Origin of the sequence: Moraxella sp. K1664 (genome assembly GCF_039693965.1) — a bacterium.
GTDB lineage: Bacteria > Pseudomonadota > Gammaproteobacteria > Pseudomonadales > Moraxellaceae > Moraxella.
This window is the reverse complement of the sequence record NZ_CP155576.1, coordinates 69,648-86,601: the sequence shown is the minus strand read 5'-3', so window position 1 is coordinate 86,601 and position 16,954 is coordinate 69,648. Positions and strand designations below refer to the sequence as shown.

The window sequence follows — 16,954 nt, the reverse complement described above, 5'->3', positions numbered from 1 at the left end:
TATTTGCCAAATCGGATAATCTGGCGTATAATGCACCGCTAATTTTACACGCACAAACCGATACACAATGCTAAAACGAACAAGCAACCGTATATCCACTAAAACGAACAAGCAACCGTATATCCAAAGGCTAGGCAGATGACTGCTTAGCCTTTTTCGGTTTTTTGATGTGTATTTTTATTCATTTTTTGCCATAAGGGGCTGTTATGTTAAGACTAAGTTATGAAGCACTGACCTTTGATGATGTATTGCTACTACCTGCTTATTCAGAAGTGTTACCCAAAGATGTGAGCCTATCCACTCGCCTGACCCGTGAGATTAACCTAAACTTGCCAATCCTATCGGCGGCAATGGACACCGTTACCGAATCAAAAATGGCAATCGCCATGGCACAGCTTGGCGGTATGGGTATTATCCACAAAAATATGGACATCTCCCGTCAAGCCAGCCGTGTCCGCCATGTCAAAAAATTTGAAGCAGGCACCGTTGCCGACCCCATTACCGTAAGCCCTGACACAAGCGTGGGTGAGCTACTTCGTATCACGCACGAAAACAACATCTCAGGCGTGCCTGTGGTGGACGACAACCGTCAAGTGGTGGGGATTGTAACGCACCGTGATTTGCGTTTTGAGACCAATCTTGACCAACCTGTCAAAAACGTGATGACCCCAAAAGACAAGCTCGTTACCGTCAAAGAAGGCGAATCTACCGAGAACATCAAACGCTTACTGCACACGCACCGTATTGAAAAAGTGATTGTGATTGATGATGAATTTCGCCTAAAAGGGCTGATTACTGTCAATGATTTTAGCAAAGCCGAAAACAACCCGAACGCCGCCAAAGACGCCCAAGGTCGCTTGCGTGTGGGGGCGGCAGTCGGTACAGGGGCGGACACCGAAGCCCGTGTGGAAGCGTTGGTGGAAGCGAACGTGGACGTGATTGTGGTGGATACCGCTCACGGGCATAGTCGTGGCGTGATTGATAAAGTCGCCTTTGTCAAGAAAAAATACCCCCATATCCAAGTCATTGGCGGTAACATTGCCACAGGCGATGCCGCCCTCGCCCTGCTTGACGCTGGGGCGGACGCTGTCAAAGTGGGTATCGGGCCTGGCTCTATCTGTACCACTCGTATCATTGCAGGCATTGGCGTGCCACAGATTAGTGCCATTGACAACGTGGCAAGTGCCTTACAAGAGCGTATTCCGCTCATCGCTGACGGTGGTATCCGTTTTTCTGGCGACATGGCAAAGGCTTTGGCGGCAGGGGCAAGCTGTATCATGGTGGGCGGACTCTTAGCAGGGACAGAAGAAGCCCCTGGGGAGATGGAGCTGTATCAAGGTCGCTACTATAAGGCATATCGTGGCATGGGGTCGCTTGGGGCGATGAGCGGACAAAATGGTTCATCTGACCGTTATTTTCAAGATGCCAAAGAAGGCGTGGAAAAACTTGTTCCAGAAGGCATTGAAGGGCGTGTGCCATACAAAGGCTCGGTAACAGGCATCATCAATCAGCTCGCTGGCGGTCTGCGTTCGTCCATGGGCTATACAGGCTGTGCGACCATCGAAGAGCTACGAACTAAGCCACAGTTTATTAAGGTAACATCGGCAGGTATGAAAGAGTCGCACGTTCATGATGTGCAGATTACCAAAGAAGCTCCAAATTATCGTCAAAGTTAATCAAACTTATCAAAGCTAATTTGCAAGATGATAAAAATCCGCTCAATCAAGGTTGGGCGGATTTTTGTTATAGTGTATATATCTCGTACATAACCCACACCGCCCCAATCGCCATAACCGTCCAATATACTTTGGCGGTTGATGTCATGCGTTCGTCATTGCCGATATAAAACGGCTCATAACGTGGCACGGTTGTGCCTTTATGAATTTGCTTGATGAGTGCAAAAATCTCTTTTTCATTGATGAGTGTTTGCTCATAACGGCAAGTGGTTAATGCCAAATGTTCATTATCGCCCGTCTTTAAGCTGATGTCCATGCGATACACCAGAAGTCCAGAACGGTGATTTTCTTGAATGTGTAACGACAAATCCGCAATGTCATCAAACTCTATGAATTTATCATTAAAAATACCCCGTCCAATGATATAGTCTTTATCAATGATAAGCATGGGCTTTTTGATGATTAAATTTTTTAAAAAGATAATCAGAAAAAACAACCAAAACAAACCTGATAATAAAATAACCCCATTGATAAACCAACTACCAACATCAGATAACACATACCAAAAACAATAAGTCGCCCCGATACAAACGACAAGCATAAAGAATTGTATCACAAGAGAGCGTTGAGTGGGATATAGATATAGGGGCAAGCGAAAATTAACCATGGTGTTTTACCGTCATTTCATCAAACCCACAACAACCAACATCAGCACCACAAAACCAATCATAAATAACCCCCATGTTGTCATGCGGTCATGAATGTCCATATCAAAATCTGCAAACGTGGGCGGTATGTTGCCTTGATGAATTTGATTAATAAGGTGAAAGATTTCTTTTTCATTTATTAGCACTGTTTCATATTTCATACTTCTAATAGGTAGGTGTAATTTTTTGCCAGTGTTTAATAAAATGACGATATGCCAATGTTTCACGTCTTTATGAGTATGATAATCCAATTCTAACGAGCGAATGTCTTTAAAAGCAATGGTGTTATTTTTATTGAACAATCTTTTTAATAATCCATGTCCGCCACTAATGCGATAACGGGTAATCACTAAGGCAGGCGTGGGATTGATTAAAGAAATGACACATACCAAAACAATCAAAACCCCAAAAACCATGGATAAAATCGAGATGGTAATCATAAACCAGTCATCGGTAGTGGTGTTCATCGTTTGCCCAATCCAAATCATCGCACCGCCAAAAGCCAAAGAAAATAGCAAAAATTTATTGGAATAATAAAGCTCTATCGGTAGGGGGAGTTTATCGCTCATGCTTGTTTAATTCCCATAACAATCGCCAATAATAGCATGCTTGTCATCAAGACAATCATAAATAAACCGCCCACATTGACTCTGTCAAAAATGCCCATTTTTGTCGTGGGAATGATTAAAATATCTCGACCCTGATGGGCTTGATTGATTAGGTCAAATAGCTGTTTTTCATCAAGATGTAAATGATTGTGGCGATAGGCACTCAAAGATATCTTTTGTGTGTCATTGCCGTGATGAATTTGTATGTACCAAAATTTAAAATCACGATAGCTTTGATAATCCAATATGCCAACATCTTGGTTGTGGGCTTGAATGTCCCTAAAATAAATGGCTTGCTGTGTGATGTGAAAAAATGAAATGTGGTCTTTATCAATGACAAAGAAAGGCTCGTCTCTGACCACTTTAAAAAACTGATAAAAAGCAAAACCCAAAGCAATCAAAAATAAAATGTCAAATAAAATTCTGATAAAAAATTCATCTTTGGCAATCCAAAATCCCAAAGCAAATAATACCGCCAAAAAAATATAAAACACAATCAATACCCAATGTACTCGCTTTTTGGGATATAAGATTAGGGGCAGGGGAATTTTATCGCTCATGGTTATGTCTGGGATCATTTATAATGTCATCATAAGGGCGAATAATTATATCCGCCCCTAACAATCTTTTTGAGATACCATTGATTTTCAAACATCATTAACACTACTTTTTAATCCCTGTATATTTTTCAAAATTCTCGGCATAATCATCGATATTATCACTAAGCATTTTTTGGTATTGCTTGGTATAAAAGGCGATGATGTCCGCTTTTTCTTTGGCAAAATCCGACCCCTTGACAAAACCAATGCTCGCTGCCGACACCGCAAAACGAGCAGCAGCATAAGTCAAAGACGCTGCCACTTGCCCTGCGTGGGAGTTTGGCGATAATTGGCTGTTGGCAAGGGTGATGACGCTGTCCGCCCGTTCAAAAAAAGCGTTGGCATTTTGGGGGAGTTCGGCGGTGTTATTGGTCATTTGTTCATTAAGGTTTGACATAAGATTTCCATAAGGTTGATAAAAAATTAACAAAAGCCAGTTTTTGGCTGGCTTTTATAGGGCGTGTTGAACTTTGGTATTTGCAATAAAAAATGAGAAAAATCGCACGTTTTTCAAGGAAAAAACGCAGGTTGATAGTCATTCTATCAGACAAGTTTTTGACGATGAAAAACAAGATTTAGCCATTTTTCATGCAAAAATTGATTGAAATCATCAAATTTTCATCTTATTTTATAAAATGTTATCAATGTTCAACACGCCCTAGATAAAGAACTTTAAATTACCACAAATTTATAATATGTGGGTGTAGGGACGTGCTGAGCACGTCCTATAAATCGCTATATCATCAAGGGCGTGTTCAACACGCCCCTACAAAGCGTGTGGCAAACATCAAATTCGTTAGATGTATTTTAGCAAATCACCAATTCGTATCCGCTTTAATCGCTTCTACTTTATCGGTTTTTTCCCAAGTAAAGGCATTGTCCGTACCATGTCGCCCAAAATGCCCATAACTTGCCGTGATTTCGTACATGGGTTGCAATAAATCCAGCATACGAGTGATACCATAGGGGCGTAGGTCAAAATGGGTGCGGATAAGGCGGATAATCTCATCATTAGACACCTTGCCTGTATTAAAGGTATTGACCGAGATAGAAGTCGGCTCTGCCACACCAATGGCATAAGACACTTGCACTTCAATGCGGTCGGCAAGCCCTGCGGCTACCAAGTTTTTGGCAACATAACGCCCTGCATAGGCGGCACTTCTGTCCACCTTAGACGGGTCTTTACCAGAAAACGCACCGCCCCCATGACGAGCCATACCGCCATAAGTATCCACAATGATTTTACGTCCAGTCAGACCTGCGTCCCCCACAGGCCCGCCGATGACAAATTTGCCCGTTGGGTTGATGTGGTATTTTGTGCCTGCGTGGAGCAGATCAGCAGGAATGACTTGTTTGATAATCTCTTCCATGACCGCTTCATATAGGTCGGCTTGACTGATGCTTGGGTCGTGCTGGGTGGATAGTACCAACGCATCTACCGCTAGTGGGCGATGATTGTCATCATAGCGTAGGCTTACCTGTGCCTTAGCGTCTGGGCGTAGCCATGAGAGCGTGCCGTTTTTACGCAGTTCGGCTTGGCGTTCCATTAGGCGGTGCGACAGCTGAATCGGGGCAGGCATTAAAACATCGGTTTCATTGGTCGCATAGCCAAACATCAACCCTTGGTCGCCCGCCCCTTGCTCTTCGGGGCGTTGTCTGTCCACGCCTTGGGCAATCTCGGGCGACTGCTTGCCAATCATGTTAATGACCGCACAGCTTGCCCCGTCAAAGCCCAAATCGCTATGGTTATAGCCAATTTTATTGACCGTACGGCGGACGATTGCTTCCACGTCAATGTTGGCGTGGGTGGTGATTTCGCCTGCCAGCACTACCGCCCCTGTTTTGGTTAGGGTTTCGCACGCCACACGAGCGTCCTTGTCTTGGGTCAAAATCTCATCAAGTATGGCATCTGAGATTTGGTCTGCCATTTTATCAGGGTGTCCTTCGGAAACGGACTCTGATGTAAATAATTGATAATTCATAAAAAATCACTTAAATAGATTAAAAAAACTTACGACATTCTGGTGGCTTTTCATCATTTACAACGTAAATCTAGGCTTGACAGAATGAGCAAAACTCTACATCGTAAGGCGAGAATATCTGGATTTTACATAGATATTTGGCGGAAAATTATACCCCATTTTGGCGGATAAATGTAAAAAAATAGATGAAAAAAATTTGGCAAACCATGAAAAATTTGGTAGTAGTCTAAAAAGTATGCTGAACTAGGTTTTCCGTTCACCCTGAGCCTGTCGAAGGGTAGGAAAACCGTTATGGTTCGACAAGCTCACCACGAACGGTTTTCCTTGTAGCATACTTTTTGAACCAGAACCAAAAATTTTATAGGGTTTGTTATTTTTCATTATTTTTCCATGATTTTTTCACAATCATACAAAGAGCAAGTGATTATAATACTACCAATTTTATCAACACAAAAAGGCATACTATGACACAAAAATATGACATGACTGAGCTTTGGTCAAAATGGACGGCATTGGTATGGTTAAATGCTATTCTTGGGTTGTTTCTTGGTGGTTTTTTGGATCTTAAATCATGGACGTATAATATAGGTATCTTTTTTGGTATTTGGGTATTTGTGCCAATCTATGTATTTTTGGATAAATATGCGTTGGATTATCAGTATGAACACCTTAGAAAATCTTTATGGATTAGCGTGCTTATTCGGGCGTTGATGCAATTTATAATGATTGTGGATATATTTTCAGGTGGGATAGCATTTGAATTGGTTGGCGGTATTATGGGTTTTAATATAAGTACTCACCCAACGAACATAGGATTTTTTGGAGCGTTTTTCTTGACGGTGGTAACAGGTGGGTTATTATCCGTTGTGGTGGCGATATTGACGGCGGTAATTATGGCAATGATGACGTTTGGTGATTATTTAAAAAATAATGGGGCTAAAAGATGAATAATATTTGGCTAAAATGGACAGGTCTGGTATGCTCCAATGCAATCGTTGGGTTTTTATTTTTGGGTGCTTTTGGGGGTTATTTTAGTAATTGGCTAGAGACATTAAGTTTGATATTGGGCGTATTGGTATTTGTGCCTATTTATGTGATGATAGATAAATATGCCTTAGCACATTATCCAACATTTAGCCTGATATTGCATGATATGGTTATGGGTAGGATTTTAATACAATTTAGTATTCTTACATAATTTGTGGTGGCTTTATTGGCGATAAAAATTTTAACGATGATAACAGGGTTTTATTATACGCCTTATTTTAAAGGTTTTATGCTGATGTTTATGTCGGGATTATTGGTATCTGTTTTTGTTTTAGGATTGTCGTGGATTATTTTTAAAATTAAAACCTAAAATCCTGATAATTGCGGGTATTTTTGCCTAATAAATTGATAAAATCATTTTCATCAACCACTTGGCTATTTTCTAATAATGTCAAATTATCCATAGAAAATAACGGATTTTTGTATATCGGATAAATCATTTTTAAAAATAATTTAGCAAAAAATAAAGGAATATTGATGATAAAAATAGGCTGTTTTTGATAAAAATTATTGGCTAGTATCTGTAAATAATATTTTAATAAAATGGGTGAGCCTACCATATTTATTATTCCATTTTTTTGAAAAGATAAAAGATGTAAAAACCCTAACGCCACATCATCAACATGAACAGGCTGTATGATAAAATGACCGCCATTAGGCAAAACCCAAATCGGTAGTTTGGCAAGTCTCAAAAACAGCTTGATGCTTGCTCCGCCTTGCCCAAACACCAAAGACGGACGAATGACCGTTACGCTAAAATCATCATCTGCCAATGCCAATAACGCCTTATCGCCACGCCCTTTACTGCCTACAAAAGCAATGGGCGAATGCTCGTCCGCTCCGAGTGCTGAGAGATTTAGCCAATGTTTTACACCATTTTGTTTGGCGATAGTGGCAAGGCAAACAGGCGTATGATGATGAATGTTTTCCATAAAGGCGGTATCATCACTCATCACGCCAACAGCGTTAATCACCACATCAATATCATCAAATAAATCAGGCGGTATGGTTGGACAATTAAAATCAAGCATTTTTGATGATAGGGTTTTGATATGATATAAGGGATTTTGACTTAATAAATCATTAATCTTTTTGCCAATAAATCCTGTATGACCGAATAATAAAATGTTCATGATTTTTTATGTTGATTTAATCGATCTTTTGGCGATAATTGACAAATACCATTATCGCATTCATTGATTTCTTGTACATTGCCAAACAGTTTGATGATAAGCCATTTTGGGATTTTGTGGCGGTATTTGGCAAATAAGGGATAGATAATGGCACTTAATGGCTTGATGATTGGCAAATGAAGCAGTTTTTTAAATTTGGTGTTGGCAGTTTGGTGCAAAAGTCGCACCGCTTTTATGCCTTTGTGCATGACATTATTATCATCTAATACGCATAAATAAGTCATGGCGGTTAATTCATCAATGCCATGCTTTTGTAATTCTGCCAAGCCGTCTTTTATGGCAATGATATGAATATCATCGCTTTTGATATGATAGGCTTCGGTACGACAAATGGGGCAAGTGTCATCATAATACATTTTAATCATAATTGATTCTCCAAAAAATAAATACTTTTGTCTTGAAACTCAAATCCCATAGAGAGTAATTGATTGGGAAAAACTTTTTGTCCGTCTATCAATAACGTTGCCATTTCGCCAAGCAATAATGATAAAAACCAAGACGGCAAATGAAATAACGTGGGTTTATTTAATAATTGCCCAATCGCTTTGGTAAAATCGGCATTGGTTATTGGATTGGGGCTTGTTAGATTATAAAATTGGCGAATGGGTAAATCATCGCTTTTATTTTTGGTAATGATAAACAGCACGGCACGCACCCAATCGGATAAACTAATAAAACTTAATACCTGTTTGCCATTACCAAGCCGTCCGCCAAGCCCCATTTTAAAGGCAGGTAGCAGACGAGTCATCATACCACCATTAGGGTCTAGCACCACGCCTGTGCGAATGATAGCGACTTTTGTGGGGCAAATATCAGTGGCGGATAGGGCAAGATTTTCCCAAGTTTGACAAAGCTCGCTAGCAAAATCTTGACAAATGGGTGATGAATTTTCATCAAAAATCGCATTATCCGACACGCCGTAATAACCAATCGCCGACCCACTTATCAATAAGGATGTGGGATTGTTTTTGATAAAGTCCAATATCGCCAAAGTGGGGTTTGTTCTACTATCAAAAAACCGTCTTTTTTGTTTATCGCTCCACCGTTTATCAGCAATGCCTGCCCCTGCCAAATTGATGATGACATCAATGGGTGTTGATAAGGTTTTTAGGGCATTGTAATCAATCACTTTGATATTATTTAAAGGCGTGATTTTATCAGGATTTTGGCTTATCCAAATCACATGATGACCTAAGTTTAATAATGCTGGGGTTAATTGTCGCCCCAAAAAACCACTACCGCCAGTGATTAAAATGTTCATAAACTCTCCTTATACTCTATCACAGATTTTGGCAGGACAAACCACCCAATAATTATGGCTGATAAAGCCCCTAATAATCCCATAACACTCATTATCGTTAAATCATCATTAACACTTTCTAATGATAATTTATCTGTAAAAAATAAAAATGCTAATGCGAATATAAAAGATGTAAAAAACCCTATTAAACTGATGATGAAAAAATGACTGGGTTTTTTATAAAATTTAAATTTACTAATCAAATATCCTGTGGCAGTTGCAGGAATAAACCCCACAAACATCCCAATAATACCGATAAATAATACCGAACCAATAAAGTCCAAAATATCTTTAATGCCGTCTAGCTCGCCCGCCATGCCAACCATGCCAATTAACACGCCACCCACCAAACCACCTAAGACAGCATAGGTGTATAGGATTTTGTTTGTGGGATAGTTTGATTTGTTCATTTTTTACTCCTTAATAGGTTGATTGCAGATATGGCAAAAATCTGCTATGATAAACCCTTTTAAAAGATAAACATAAGTCTAAAAATACCTATTTTGACAACCATTTATCCGCAAGATTTTGAGACGCTTGATAATGCTTTATCCGCCTTTTATCAAAAGGTTTATTGTGATAAAGCAAGGCGTTGGTATAAAAAACGTTTGGGCTGTTATGAAAAACCGTCCGTTCTAAAACGCAAACGCCAAAAAATGAAACGTCTATTAAGCCAAAGACAAACTCGTCATTCTCGTGCTTGTGATGAGTCATTACCCAATCTTTGGCTAAAAATAGAATTAGATAAAAGCCTAGCACGAACTGCTCCCAATGCCGTTGGGCGTTAAGGTTTTGAATAAATATGGCAATTGCCAGTATCACATAATTCATTTAATCTTACATCATAAACCGCCCCATACCACCATTTTACCAAATAGGCAGGGATTAAATGACGGCGTTTGGCAAAATACGGATAAGCGATATCTAATAAGACATCAATCATGGGCAGATTAAATAACCAAAACGCCCCCACGCCAAATAGTCGTATATTTGCCATTTTGTACAACACTCGCACCGCTTCCATGCCTTTGTACCAAGCTCCACATTCGTCTTTGACGCACAGATGAGTCATGGCTTCTTGGTAGCTGATACCTGCTTGGGCAAGCTCGTTTTGTCCGTCCGATACGCTGATGATTGTGATACCGCCACCACCCAACCGCCACAAAGACATCGCTTCGCTACGGCATAGAGTGCAACTGTTGTCATAGAACATGGTGAGTTTCATGATATTTCCTTTTGAAATTTCTGTTAAAACAGAAATTATAATGCAAAAAAAATTTAAAAATTACTGGGTAATTTTGGTAAAAATAATTTACCACAAATCATCGCTGATATTCCGCCAATAATAGCCAATGGGAAAGATATAAGAAAAAAATCCCAAATTGTATTTTGCATATTCGGTTGTTGATTGCTAAAAACCACCATAAGTAAAGCACAAATTGCCGTTATTAAAAAACCAATGGCAAATATTTTGATATAATCTTTTTTATCAATAAAGATAAAATTTTTAAATGATAAATAAATACCTGTCAAAAAAGCAGGAATGCCACCCGCCAAAGCACCAAGAAAAGCAAATCCAAGTATATAAAATGGTAACTTTAAGAATAAACTTATTATGCCTTTATGACTTATGTGGTTTATTATTTGTTCATAGGTAGTTTCTATCATAAAACCAATGCAACAAAACATAATACCGCCAATCATACCGCCACATAGCCCAAACCCAAAAATCACTTTTATTTTTGGATAAATAAAGCCATGTTGTTTGGCATAAGCGAGAATTTCTTTTTTGGTTACCATTTTACTGTCCTATTTATCAAAGTTTTTAGGTAATTTTGGTAAAAATAATTTACCACAAATCATCGCTGATATTCCGCCAATAGAGCCAAGACTAAATAAGGTATATATTATTTGCCAAAATTCATCAGGTAAATTTATCCAATGATTAAAATAAATTGCCGAGAATATGGTGCCAACAACATACAAATGAAGATAATCCAAATTTTTTGCAATAATAAAATTAAAAATCGCACAATAAATTCCTGTCAATATAGCAGGTATGCAACCAAATACCGTGCCAAAAATAATGCTAAATAATAGAACAGAAAAAATCTTTTCAATCAAAGAAATGATGTTTATGTCATAAAATAAATTACCGCCATTAACAATAAGACGAGTCATTCTATCAATAACAAACACAGTCATTAAGCCAATCATACCGCCAAGCAACCCAAACCCAAAAATCACTTTTATCTTTGGATAAATAAAGCCATGTTGTTTGGCGTAAGCTAAGATTTCTTTTTTGGTTGCCATTTTATTGTTCTCTTTTTATTTTAAAAACTTCTGCACCGTTGCCCCAAGTTTTAGGATTTTATTAAGCGTCGTTGTAGAGAGTTTTAGCATTTCATTTGCCCAAGTGGTGAGCGTATCCACAAAGCCGTGCGTGTCCTTAATGCGTTGTTTTACCCCTTCGTTTTCTAGTTCAAATTCAGGCGTATTCATGAGTTCATCTAAAAACTGCACGGTAGGGGCAAGCTCTCTTTTGTAGCGTTCTTCTGCGATGACCCGAGCGAGCGTCCATACATCGCTACTCGTGGTAAAATAATCCCGTCTGTCGCCTAATATGTGCGTGGTCTGCACAAGATTTAGGCTTTGCAGTTCCTTAATGCTGTTTGAGACGTTGGAGCGGGCGACCCCGAGCGTATCTACGATTTGTTCGGCATTCATCGGCTTTGCCGTGATGAATAGTAGGGCGTGGATTTGGGCGACTGTGCGGTTTACGCCCCATTTACTGCCCATTTCGCCCCAATGCAGGACAAATTTTTCGGTGGTGGGGGAGAGTTTCATGATAGTTGCCTTTTTAACGTTTTTGGATATTTTAGAAGTTTTTATAATTTCTGTCAATACTGAAATTTAGAAATTTAACAAAATCATTTTTACAATCAAACAACATTTCACCCTTGCAATTTGGTCAATTTTAAGATAATTTACAACTGTACATATCGGCAATGCCAACAGCTTGGGTAGGCTATACTTAGGTAATTTGTACTTGGGTAAATTGGCGAGTCGATAGGTGCAAGTTGCAGGTTAATTCACCTTGCTTTTCGTTCACCTTGTTATAAGGAAATTGTATGCGTTACGCCAATCCCAATACAGACGGCTCAAAAGTCAACTTCAAATCCCAATACGAAAACTTCATCGGTGGCGAATGGGTTGCCCCTGTCAAAGGCGAGTACTTTGACGACATCTCGCCTGTGGACGGCAAAGCCTTTGCCAAAGTGCCAGACTCCACCAGCGAAGACATCGAGCTTGCCCTAGACGCTGCACACCTTGCCAAGGACGCTTGGGGCAAGACATCGCCCATGGAGCGAAGCAATATCTTATTAAAAATCGCCGACCGCCTAGAAGAGAACTTGGAGACGCTTGCCGTTGCCGAGACGTGGGAGAACGGCAAGCCTGTACGTGAGACGTTGGCGGCGGACATTCCCCTTGCCATTGACCATTTTCGCTACTTTGCAGGGTGCATTAGAGCTCAAGAAGGCGGTATCAGCGAGATTGACCATGACACGGTGGCTTATCATTTTCATGAGCCGTTGGGCGTGGTTGGGCAAATCATTCCATGGAATTTCCCCATTCTTATGGCGGCATGGAAAATCGCCCCTGCCTTGGCAGCAGGTAACTGTATCGTGTTAAAACCTGCCGAGCAAACGCCTGTGAGTATCCTTGTGCTGACCGAGCTTATCGAAGACATCTTGCCAAAAGGCGTGCTAAATATCGTCAATGGCGACGGCTTAAAGGTGGGCAAACCGCTTGCCACGAACCCACGCATTAGCAAAATCGCCTTTACAGGCTCGACCGAAGTCGGTCAATACATCATGCAATATGCGACCGAAAACATCATTCCTGTAACCTTGGAGCTTGGTGGTAAGTCGCCCAATGTGTTCTTTGCCGATGTCATGGACAAAGACGATGAGTTTTTGGACAAAGCCCTAGAAGGCTTTGCCATGTTCGCCCTAAACCAAGGCGAAGTCTGCACTTGTCCGTCTCGTGCGTTGGTGCATGAGAGTATCGCTGATGAGTTTATCAAGCGTGCCATTGACCGAGTCAAAAACATCAAAACAGGACATCCGCTTGACACCGAGACGATGATTGGGGCTCAGGCAAGCCAAGAACAGCAGGACAAAATCCTAAAATACATCGACATCGGTCAAAAAGAAGGGGCAGAGCTTCTGACAGGTGGCGGTGAGCGAAAAGAGAACGAAGACGGCGGATTTTATATTGAGCCGACTGTCTTTAAAGGCACCAATGAAATGCAGGTGTTCCGTGATGAAATCTTTGGTCCTGTCTTGACCGTTACGACCTTTAAGGACTTTGATGAAGCCATGCAAATCGCCAATGACACCATGTATGGTCTAGGTGCGGGCGTGTGGTCTCGTGATGGCACGACCGCTTATCGTGCAGGGCGTGCGATACAGGCAGGGCGTGTGTGGACAAACTGCTATCACATCTACCCTGCCCACGCTGCCTTTGGTGGCTACAAAAAATCAGGGATTGGGCGTGAAAACCACAAGATGATGTTAGAGCATTATCAGCAAACCAAAAACCTGTTGGTGAGCTACTCGCCCAAGGCAATGGGGTTTTTCTAAGTCTTTGATTGGTTTTTTAATTAGCCTTTAAGCAAAAACAGACAATGAAAAATTGTCTGTTTTTTTTGTTTTAAATCATCTTAAAAAAGCAGGACTTAACAAAGCATTGATAAAATGTATCACGATGGCAGGCTTGATGATGATGGTGGCAATCACGCCAAATGCCGCCCCCGATAGGTGAGCAAGATGGTTAATCCGTCCTGTACCACGTCTGTCCGCCCAGATGCTATAACTGATATAGCCAATGGCAAAAATAATCGCAGGAATGGGGATAAAGAACAGGTAAATGGTCTGCCACGGGGCTAGTAGAATAAAGGCAAATAACACCGCTGATACACCGCCTGACGCTCCAAGACTGGCAAAGCGGGGGTTGTTTTTGTGGCGGATATAGTCAGGAATGCTAGATGCGATGATGGCAAGAGTGTAAAAGCCCACAAAGCCCAACGCTCCCAACTCATGGATATAAAACCGCGCCATGGTTCGTCCAAAAAAGTATAGGGTAATCATGTTAAACAGCAGGTGCATGCCGTCACCGTGAACAAAACCACTGGTTAAAAAACGGTCGTATTGCTTATGGCGAGTGATGGAGATGGGGTCAAAGACGAGCCTGCCGAGAAACGTTTTGTTTTGCCATGCCATCAGGCTGACAGCAACGGTAATAATGATGATGACGGTGGTGTGATTCATGATAAATGATGATAGATAGAAAATGACAGTCAGTATATCAAATTTGCACAGGGGTGCAACCATCATTACAATTTGCAACAAATAAAAATGCCATCGCTAGGACGGCATTTTTAACATCACGGTTTGATGGGTCTGTTTTAGCCCAATTTGGCGATGATGTCGTTAAAGGTAGCACTTGGACGCATGGCTTTGTCAAGCAACTCACGGTTGGCAAAGTAGTAGCCTTCGGTCTCAACGCCCCCGCCTTGTACGCCGTTTAGCTCGCTCACGATTGTCTCTTCTTGTTCGTTCAATGCTTTGGCAATGGGGGCGAACTCATCGGCTAGGGCTTTGTCGTCTGTTTGCTTGGACAAGGCTTCTGCCCAGTATTTGGCAAGGTAGTAATGACTGCCACGGTTGTCGATAGAGCCCAGTTTACGCTGTGGCGATTTGTCGTTAAGTAGTAGCTCTTCGGTTGCCTTATCTAGGGTGCTGGCAAGCACTTGGGCTTTGGTGTTATTTTCACGCTCAGCTAGGTGTTCAAGTGACACCGCCAATGCCAAAAACTCGCCCAAACTGTCCCAACGCAGGTAGTTTTCTTTGTTAAACTGCTGAACGTGTTTCGGTGCAGAACCACCCGCCCCTGTCTCAAACATGCCGCCCCCATTCATGAGTGGCACGATAGAGAGCATTTTGGCAGACGTGCCAAGCTCTAAGATGGGGAATAGGTCGGTCAGATAATCACGCATGACGTTACCTGTTACGCCAATGGTGTCTTTGCCGTCTTTTAGGCGGGTTAGCGTGAAGTTGGTGGCTTCAACCAATGGCATGATGTGGATGTCTAGCCCATCGGTGTCAAGCTCAGCAAGGTAGGTTTTGACTTTTTTGATAAGCTCGGCATCGTGAGCTCGGTTTTCGTCCAGCCAAAATACCGCAGGCGTGTCGGACAATCTGGCACGTTTTACCGCCAAACCTACCCAGTCCTTGACGGGGGCATCTTTGGTTTGGCACGCACGCCAAATGTCGCCCGCTTCTACGTTGTGTGATAGTAGGACATTGCCATTTTCGTCAATGACTTCTACTTTGCCGTCCGCACTGATTTCAAAAGTTTTGTCGTGCGAGCCGTACTCTTCGGCTTTTTGAGCCATGAGACCCACGTTCGGTACGGTACCCATGGTGGTCGGGTCAAACGCACCGTTTGCTTTACAAAACTCAACGGTGGCATGATATAGCGGAGCATAGGTGCTGTCAGGAATGATGATTTTGGTGTCTTGTTGTTTGCCGTCTTTGTCCCACATCTGACCTGATGCACGTACCATCGCAGGGATGGACGCATCAATAATGATGTCGCTAGGCACATGTAGGTTGGTGATGCCTTTGTCGCTGTCCACCATCGCCACATCAGGGTTGTTGGCGTAGGTCTCATTGATAAGGGCTTCTACGCCTGCTTTGGTGGTGGCATCTAGTTTGTCAAGGTTGGCAAGTAGATTGCCAAAACCGTTATTAACGTTCACGCCAGCATCAGCCAGCTCTTTGCCATATTTGTCAAACACAGGTTTGAAAAATGACTTAACCGCATGACCGAAGATGATGGGATCAGACACTTTCATCATGGTGGCTTTCATGTGTAGGCTGTATAGCACGCCTTTTTCTTTGGCATCTTTGACTTGCTCGTCCAAGAAAGCGACTAGGGCGTTTTTGCTCATAAAAGTCGCATCTAGGATTTCGCCTGCTTTTAGGGCAAGTGGTTTGCGTAGGTCAGTGCTGTTGCCATCTTTGTCGGTAAAGACAAAACGCACGGTGGTGGCGTTTGGCACAGTTACTGATTTTTCATTGGCAAAAAAGTCGTTACCACTCATGGTGGAGACGTGAGTTTTGCTGTCGGCTGACCACGCACCCATGCTGTGTGGGTATTTTTTGGCAAAGTTTTTGACCGCTTTTGGGGCTCGGCGGTCAGAGTTGCCTTCACGCAGGATGGGGTTTACGGCTGAACCTTTGACACGGTCGTAGCGAGCTTGGATGTCACGCTCTTTGTCGTCTTGGGGTTCGGCAGGATAGTCAGGTACGCCATAGCCATCATCTTGTAACTCTTTGATGGTCGCCAAAAGCTGTGGCATGGATGCTGAGATGTTGGGCAGTTTGATGACGTTGGCGTGTGGCTCGGTCACAAGTTTGCCAAGTTCGGCAAGGGCGTCGGTTTGGCGTTGGTCTTCTTTTAAAAACTCGGGGAATTGAGATAGGATACGGCTTGCCAAAGAGATGTCGCTGGTGGTGATGTCGATGCCTGAGCTTTTGGTAAAGGCTTGGATGATAGGTAGTAGCGAGTGCGTGGCAAGGGCAGGGGCTTCATCGGTATAGGTGTAGACAATGGTCGGTTTTGACATAAAAACTCCGAGTTTGGTGATTGTAAATGCAAGTTCGCTTTGCAAAGGGGAATGTTTTATTTCGGGTCTAATTTTGGGTGCAATCATTCGCATATAACCCAAAACTTGTGCTTATTATGCCATATTTTTACCAATTTTCCTAACTT

Annotated in this window: 20 protein-coding genes; 5 read left to right on the top strand and 15 right to left on the bottom strand. The window is 41.9% G+C overall.

What is annotated here, in order from left to right:
• Positions 1-206 precede the first annotated feature (206 nt).
• Complete coding sequence (gene guaB, locus AAHK14_RS00490) at positions 207-1,676, top strand: IMP dehydrogenase (protein WP_065255445.1); 1,470 nt, start codon at positions 207-209, stop codon at positions 1,674-1,676.
• Between the two features lie 67 nt (positions 1,677-1,743).
• Here guaB and AAHK14_RS00485 read toward each other — a convergent pair whose 3' ends face one another.
• From AAHK14_RS00485 to metK, 5 genes are all read right to left on the bottom strand, one after another.
• Positions 1,744-2,343: a hypothetical protein gene (locus AAHK14_RS00485; RefSeq protein ID WP_156065025.1), complete on the bottom strand. Its 600-nt coding sequence runs from the start codon at positions 2,341-2,343 to the stop codon at positions 1,744-1,746.
• 12 nt (positions 2,344-2,355) lie between these two features.
• Positions 2,356-2,952 carry a DUF5381 family protein gene (locus AAHK14_RS00480; RefSeq protein WP_065255443.1) on the bottom strand — a complete coding sequence of 199 codons (597 nt, stop codon included), beginning with the start codon at positions 2,950-2,952 and terminating at the stop codon, positions 2,356-2,358.
• A complete protein-coding gene (locus AAHK14_RS00475) occupies positions 2,949-3,551 on the bottom strand; it encodes a hypothetical protein (protein WP_156065023.1) in 603 nt (200 codons plus the stop codon). The genes AAHK14_RS00480 and AAHK14_RS00475 overlap by 4 nt, the downstream gene beginning before the upstream one ends.
• A gap of 103 nt (positions 3,552-3,654) precedes the next feature.
• Positions 3,655-3,987, bottom strand: coding sequence for a DUF3144 domain-containing protein (locus AAHK14_RS00470; RefSeq protein WP_083108141.1), 333 nt, complete (start codon positions 3,985-3,987; stop codon positions 3,655-3,657).
• Positions 3,988-4,405: 418 nt separating this feature from the next.
• Complete coding sequence (metK, locus tag AAHK14_RS00465) at positions 4,406-5,572, bottom strand: methionine adenosyltransferase (RefSeq protein WP_065255441.1); 1,167 nt, start codon at positions 5,570-5,572, stop codon at positions 4,406-4,408.
• Positions 5,573-5,910: 338 nt separating this feature from the next.
• Here metK and AAHK14_RS00460 point away from each other — a divergent pair, with 338 nt between their 5' ends.
• Together AAHK14_RS00460 and AAHK14_RS00455 are read left to right on the top strand one after the other, a co-directional pair.
• Entirely contained in the window at positions 5,911-6,519 is a 609-nt protein-coding gene (locus tag AAHK14_RS00460; RefSeq protein WP_194108852.1) for a hypothetical protein, read from the top strand.
• On the top strand, positions 6,516-6,770 hold the full coding sequence (locus AAHK14_RS00455; RefSeq protein ID WP_065255439.1) for a hypothetical protein: 255 nt from the start codon (positions 6,516-6,518) through the stop codon (positions 6,768-6,770). Before AAHK14_RS00460 ends, AAHK14_RS00455 begins: the two co-directional genes overlap by 4 nt.
• Before the next feature lie 148 nt (positions 6,771-6,918).
• Here the strand turns inward: AAHK14_RS00455 and AAHK14_RS00450 are convergent, their stop codons facing one another.
• The 4 genes from AAHK14_RS00450 to AAHK14_RS00435 are packed head-to-tail and all read right to left on the bottom strand — an operon-like array spanning position 6,919 to position 9,522.
• Positions 6,919-7,752 (bottom strand): NAD-dependent epimerase/dehydratase family protein, encoded by an 834-nt coding sequence (locus AAHK14_RS00450; protein WP_065255438.1) that lies wholly within the window; start codon positions 7,750-7,752, stop codon positions 6,919-6,921.
• Positions 7,749-8,177: a DUF393 domain-containing protein gene (locus AAHK14_RS00445; protein WP_065255437.1), complete on the bottom strand. Its 429-nt coding sequence runs from the start codon at positions 8,175-8,177 to the stop codon at positions 7,749-7,751. Before AAHK14_RS00445 ends, AAHK14_RS00450 begins: the two co-directional genes overlap by 4 nt.
• Positions 8,174-9,073, bottom strand: coding sequence for a TIGR01777 family oxidoreductase (locus AAHK14_RS00440; RefSeq protein WP_065255436.1), 900 nt, complete (start codon positions 9,071-9,073; stop codon positions 8,174-8,176). The genes AAHK14_RS00445 and AAHK14_RS00440 overlap by 4 nt, the downstream gene beginning before the upstream one ends.
• Positions 9,070-9,522, bottom strand: coding sequence for a hypothetical protein (locus AAHK14_RS00435; protein WP_065255435.1), 453 nt, complete (start codon positions 9,520-9,522; stop codon positions 9,070-9,072). The genes AAHK14_RS00440 and AAHK14_RS00435 overlap by 4 nt, the downstream gene beginning before the upstream one ends.
• 93 nt (positions 9,523-9,615) lie before the next feature.
• On the opposite strand from AAHK14_RS00435, the gene AAHK14_RS00430 reads away from it, so the two are divergent.
• Complete coding sequence (locus tag AAHK14_RS00430) at positions 9,616-9,900, top strand: hypothetical protein (RefSeq protein WP_227514663.1); 285 nt, start codon at positions 9,616-9,618, stop codon at positions 9,898-9,900.
• Here the strand turns inward: AAHK14_RS00430 and AAHK14_RS00425 are convergent.
• Genes AAHK14_RS00425 through AAHK14_RS00410 form a run of 4 tightly spaced genes read right to left on the bottom strand, consistent with a single transcriptional unit; the run spans position 9,897 to position 11,959 of the window.
• Positions 9,897-10,337: a DCC1-like thiol-disulfide oxidoreductase family protein gene (locus tag AAHK14_RS00425; RefSeq protein WP_065255433.1), complete on the bottom strand. Its 441-nt coding sequence runs from the start codon at positions 10,335-10,337 to the stop codon at positions 9,897-9,899. The genes AAHK14_RS00430 and AAHK14_RS00425 overlap by 4 nt on opposite strands.
• 53 nt (positions 10,338-10,390) lie before the next feature.
• Positions 10,391-10,912, bottom strand: a complete 522-nt coding sequence (locus AAHK14_RS00420; protein ID WP_065255432.1) for a hypothetical protein — start codon at positions 10,910-10,912, stop codon at positions 10,391-10,393.
• Positions 10,913-10,921: 9 nt separating this feature from the next.
• Positions 10,922-11,425 carry a hypothetical protein gene (locus tag AAHK14_RS00415; protein ID WP_065255431.1) on the bottom strand — a complete coding sequence of 168 codons (504 nt, stop codon included), beginning with the start codon at positions 11,423-11,425 and terminating at the stop codon, positions 10,922-10,924.
• 15 nt (positions 11,426-11,440) lie between these two features.
• On the bottom strand, positions 11,441-11,959 hold the full coding sequence (locus AAHK14_RS00410; protein ID WP_065255430.1) for a MarR family transcriptional regulator: 519 nt from the start codon (positions 11,957-11,959) through the stop codon (positions 11,441-11,443).
• Between the two features lie 284 nt (positions 11,960-12,243).
• On the opposite strand from AAHK14_RS00410, the gene AAHK14_RS00405 reads away from it, so the two are divergent.
• Positions 12,244-13,758, top strand: coding sequence for an aldehyde dehydrogenase family protein (locus AAHK14_RS00405; protein ID WP_065255429.1), 1,515 nt, complete (start codon positions 12,244-12,246; stop codon positions 13,756-13,758).
• A 75-nt stretch (positions 13,759-13,833) separates the two neighbouring features.
• On the opposite strand, the gene AAHK14_RS00400 is transcribed toward AAHK14_RS00405, so the two are convergent.
• Both AAHK14_RS00400 and AAHK14_RS00395 read right to left on the bottom strand, forming a co-directional pair.
• On the bottom strand, positions 13,834-14,445 hold the full coding sequence (locus AAHK14_RS00400; protein ID WP_065255535.1) for a rhomboid family intramembrane serine protease: 612 nt from the start codon (positions 14,443-14,445) through the stop codon (positions 13,834-13,836).
• 137 nt (positions 14,446-14,582) lie between these two features.
• Positions 14,583-16,808, bottom strand: coding sequence for an NADP-dependent isocitrate dehydrogenase (locus tag AAHK14_RS00395; protein WP_194092505.1), 2,226 nt, complete (start codon positions 16,806-16,808; stop codon positions 14,583-14,585).
• Positions 16,809-16,954: the final 146 nt, after the last annotated feature.

Excerpts from the sequence above, each read along its gene's own strand:
- guaB (WP_065255445.1), top strand. The coding sequence starts at position 207 with ATGTTAAGACTAAGTTATGAAGCACTGACCTTTGATGATGTATTGCTA.
- AAHK14_RS00485 (WP_156065025.1), bottom strand. The coding sequence starts at position 2,343 with ATGGTTAATTTTCGCTTGCCCCTATATCTATATCCCACTCAACGCTCT.
- AAHK14_RS00480 (WP_065255443.1), bottom strand. The coding sequence starts at position 2,952 with ATGAGCGATAAACTCCCCCTACCGATAGAGCTTTATTATTCCAATAAA.
- AAHK14_RS00475 (WP_156065023.1), bottom strand. The coding sequence starts at position 3,551 with ATGAGCGATAAAATTCCCCTGCCCCTAATCTTATATCCCAAAAAGCGA.
- AAHK14_RS00470 (WP_083108141.1), bottom strand. The coding sequence starts at position 3,987 with ATGTCAAACCTTAATGAACAAATGACCAATAACACCGCCGAACTCCCC.
- metK (WP_065255441.1), bottom strand. The coding sequence starts at position 5,572 with ATGAATTATCAATTATTTACATCAGAGTCCGTTTCCGAAGGACACCCT.
- AAHK14_RS00455 (WP_065255439.1), top strand. The coding sequence starts at position 6,516 with ATGAATAATATTTGGCTAAAATGGACAGGTCTGGTATGCTCCAATGCA.
- AAHK14_RS00450 (WP_065255438.1), bottom strand. The coding sequence starts at position 7,752 with ATGAACATTTTATTATTCGGTCATACAGGATTTATTGGCAAAAAGATT.
- AAHK14_RS00445 (WP_065255437.1), bottom strand. The coding sequence starts at position 8,177 with ATGATTAAAATGTATTATGATGACACTTGCCCCATTTGTCGTACCGAA.
- AAHK14_RS00440 (WP_065255436.1), bottom strand. The coding sequence starts at position 9,073 with ATGAACATTTTAATCACTGGCGGTAGTGGTTTTTTGGGGCGACAATTA.
- AAHK14_RS00435 (WP_065255435.1), bottom strand. The coding sequence starts at position 9,522 with ATGAACAAATCAAACTATCCCACAAACAAAATCCTATACACCTATGCT.
- AAHK14_RS00425 (WP_065255433.1), bottom strand. The coding sequence starts at position 10,337 with ATGAAACTCACCATGTTCTATGACAACAGTTGCACTCTATGCCGTAGC.
- AAHK14_RS00420 (WP_065255432.1), bottom strand. The coding sequence starts at position 10,912 with ATGGTAACCAAAAAAGAAATTCTCGCTTATGCCAAACAACATGGCTTT.
- AAHK14_RS00415 (WP_065255431.1), bottom strand. The coding sequence starts at position 11,425 with ATGGCAACCAAAAAAGAAATCTTAGCTTACGCCAAACAACATGGCTTT.
- AAHK14_RS00410 (WP_065255430.1), bottom strand. The coding sequence starts at position 11,959 with ATGAAACTCTCCCCCACCACCGAAAAATTTGTCCTGCATTGGGGCGAA.
- AAHK14_RS00405 (WP_065255429.1), top strand. The coding sequence starts at position 12,244 with ATGCGTTACGCCAATCCCAATACAGACGGCTCAAAAGTCAACTTCAAA.
- AAHK14_RS00400 (WP_065255535.1), bottom strand. The coding sequence starts at position 14,445 with ATGAATCACACCACCGTCATCATCATTATTACCGTTGCTGTCAGCCTG.
- AAHK14_RS00395 (WP_194092505.1), bottom strand. The coding sequence starts at position 16,808 with ATGTCAAAACCGACCATTGTCTACACCTATACCGATGAAGCCCCTGCC.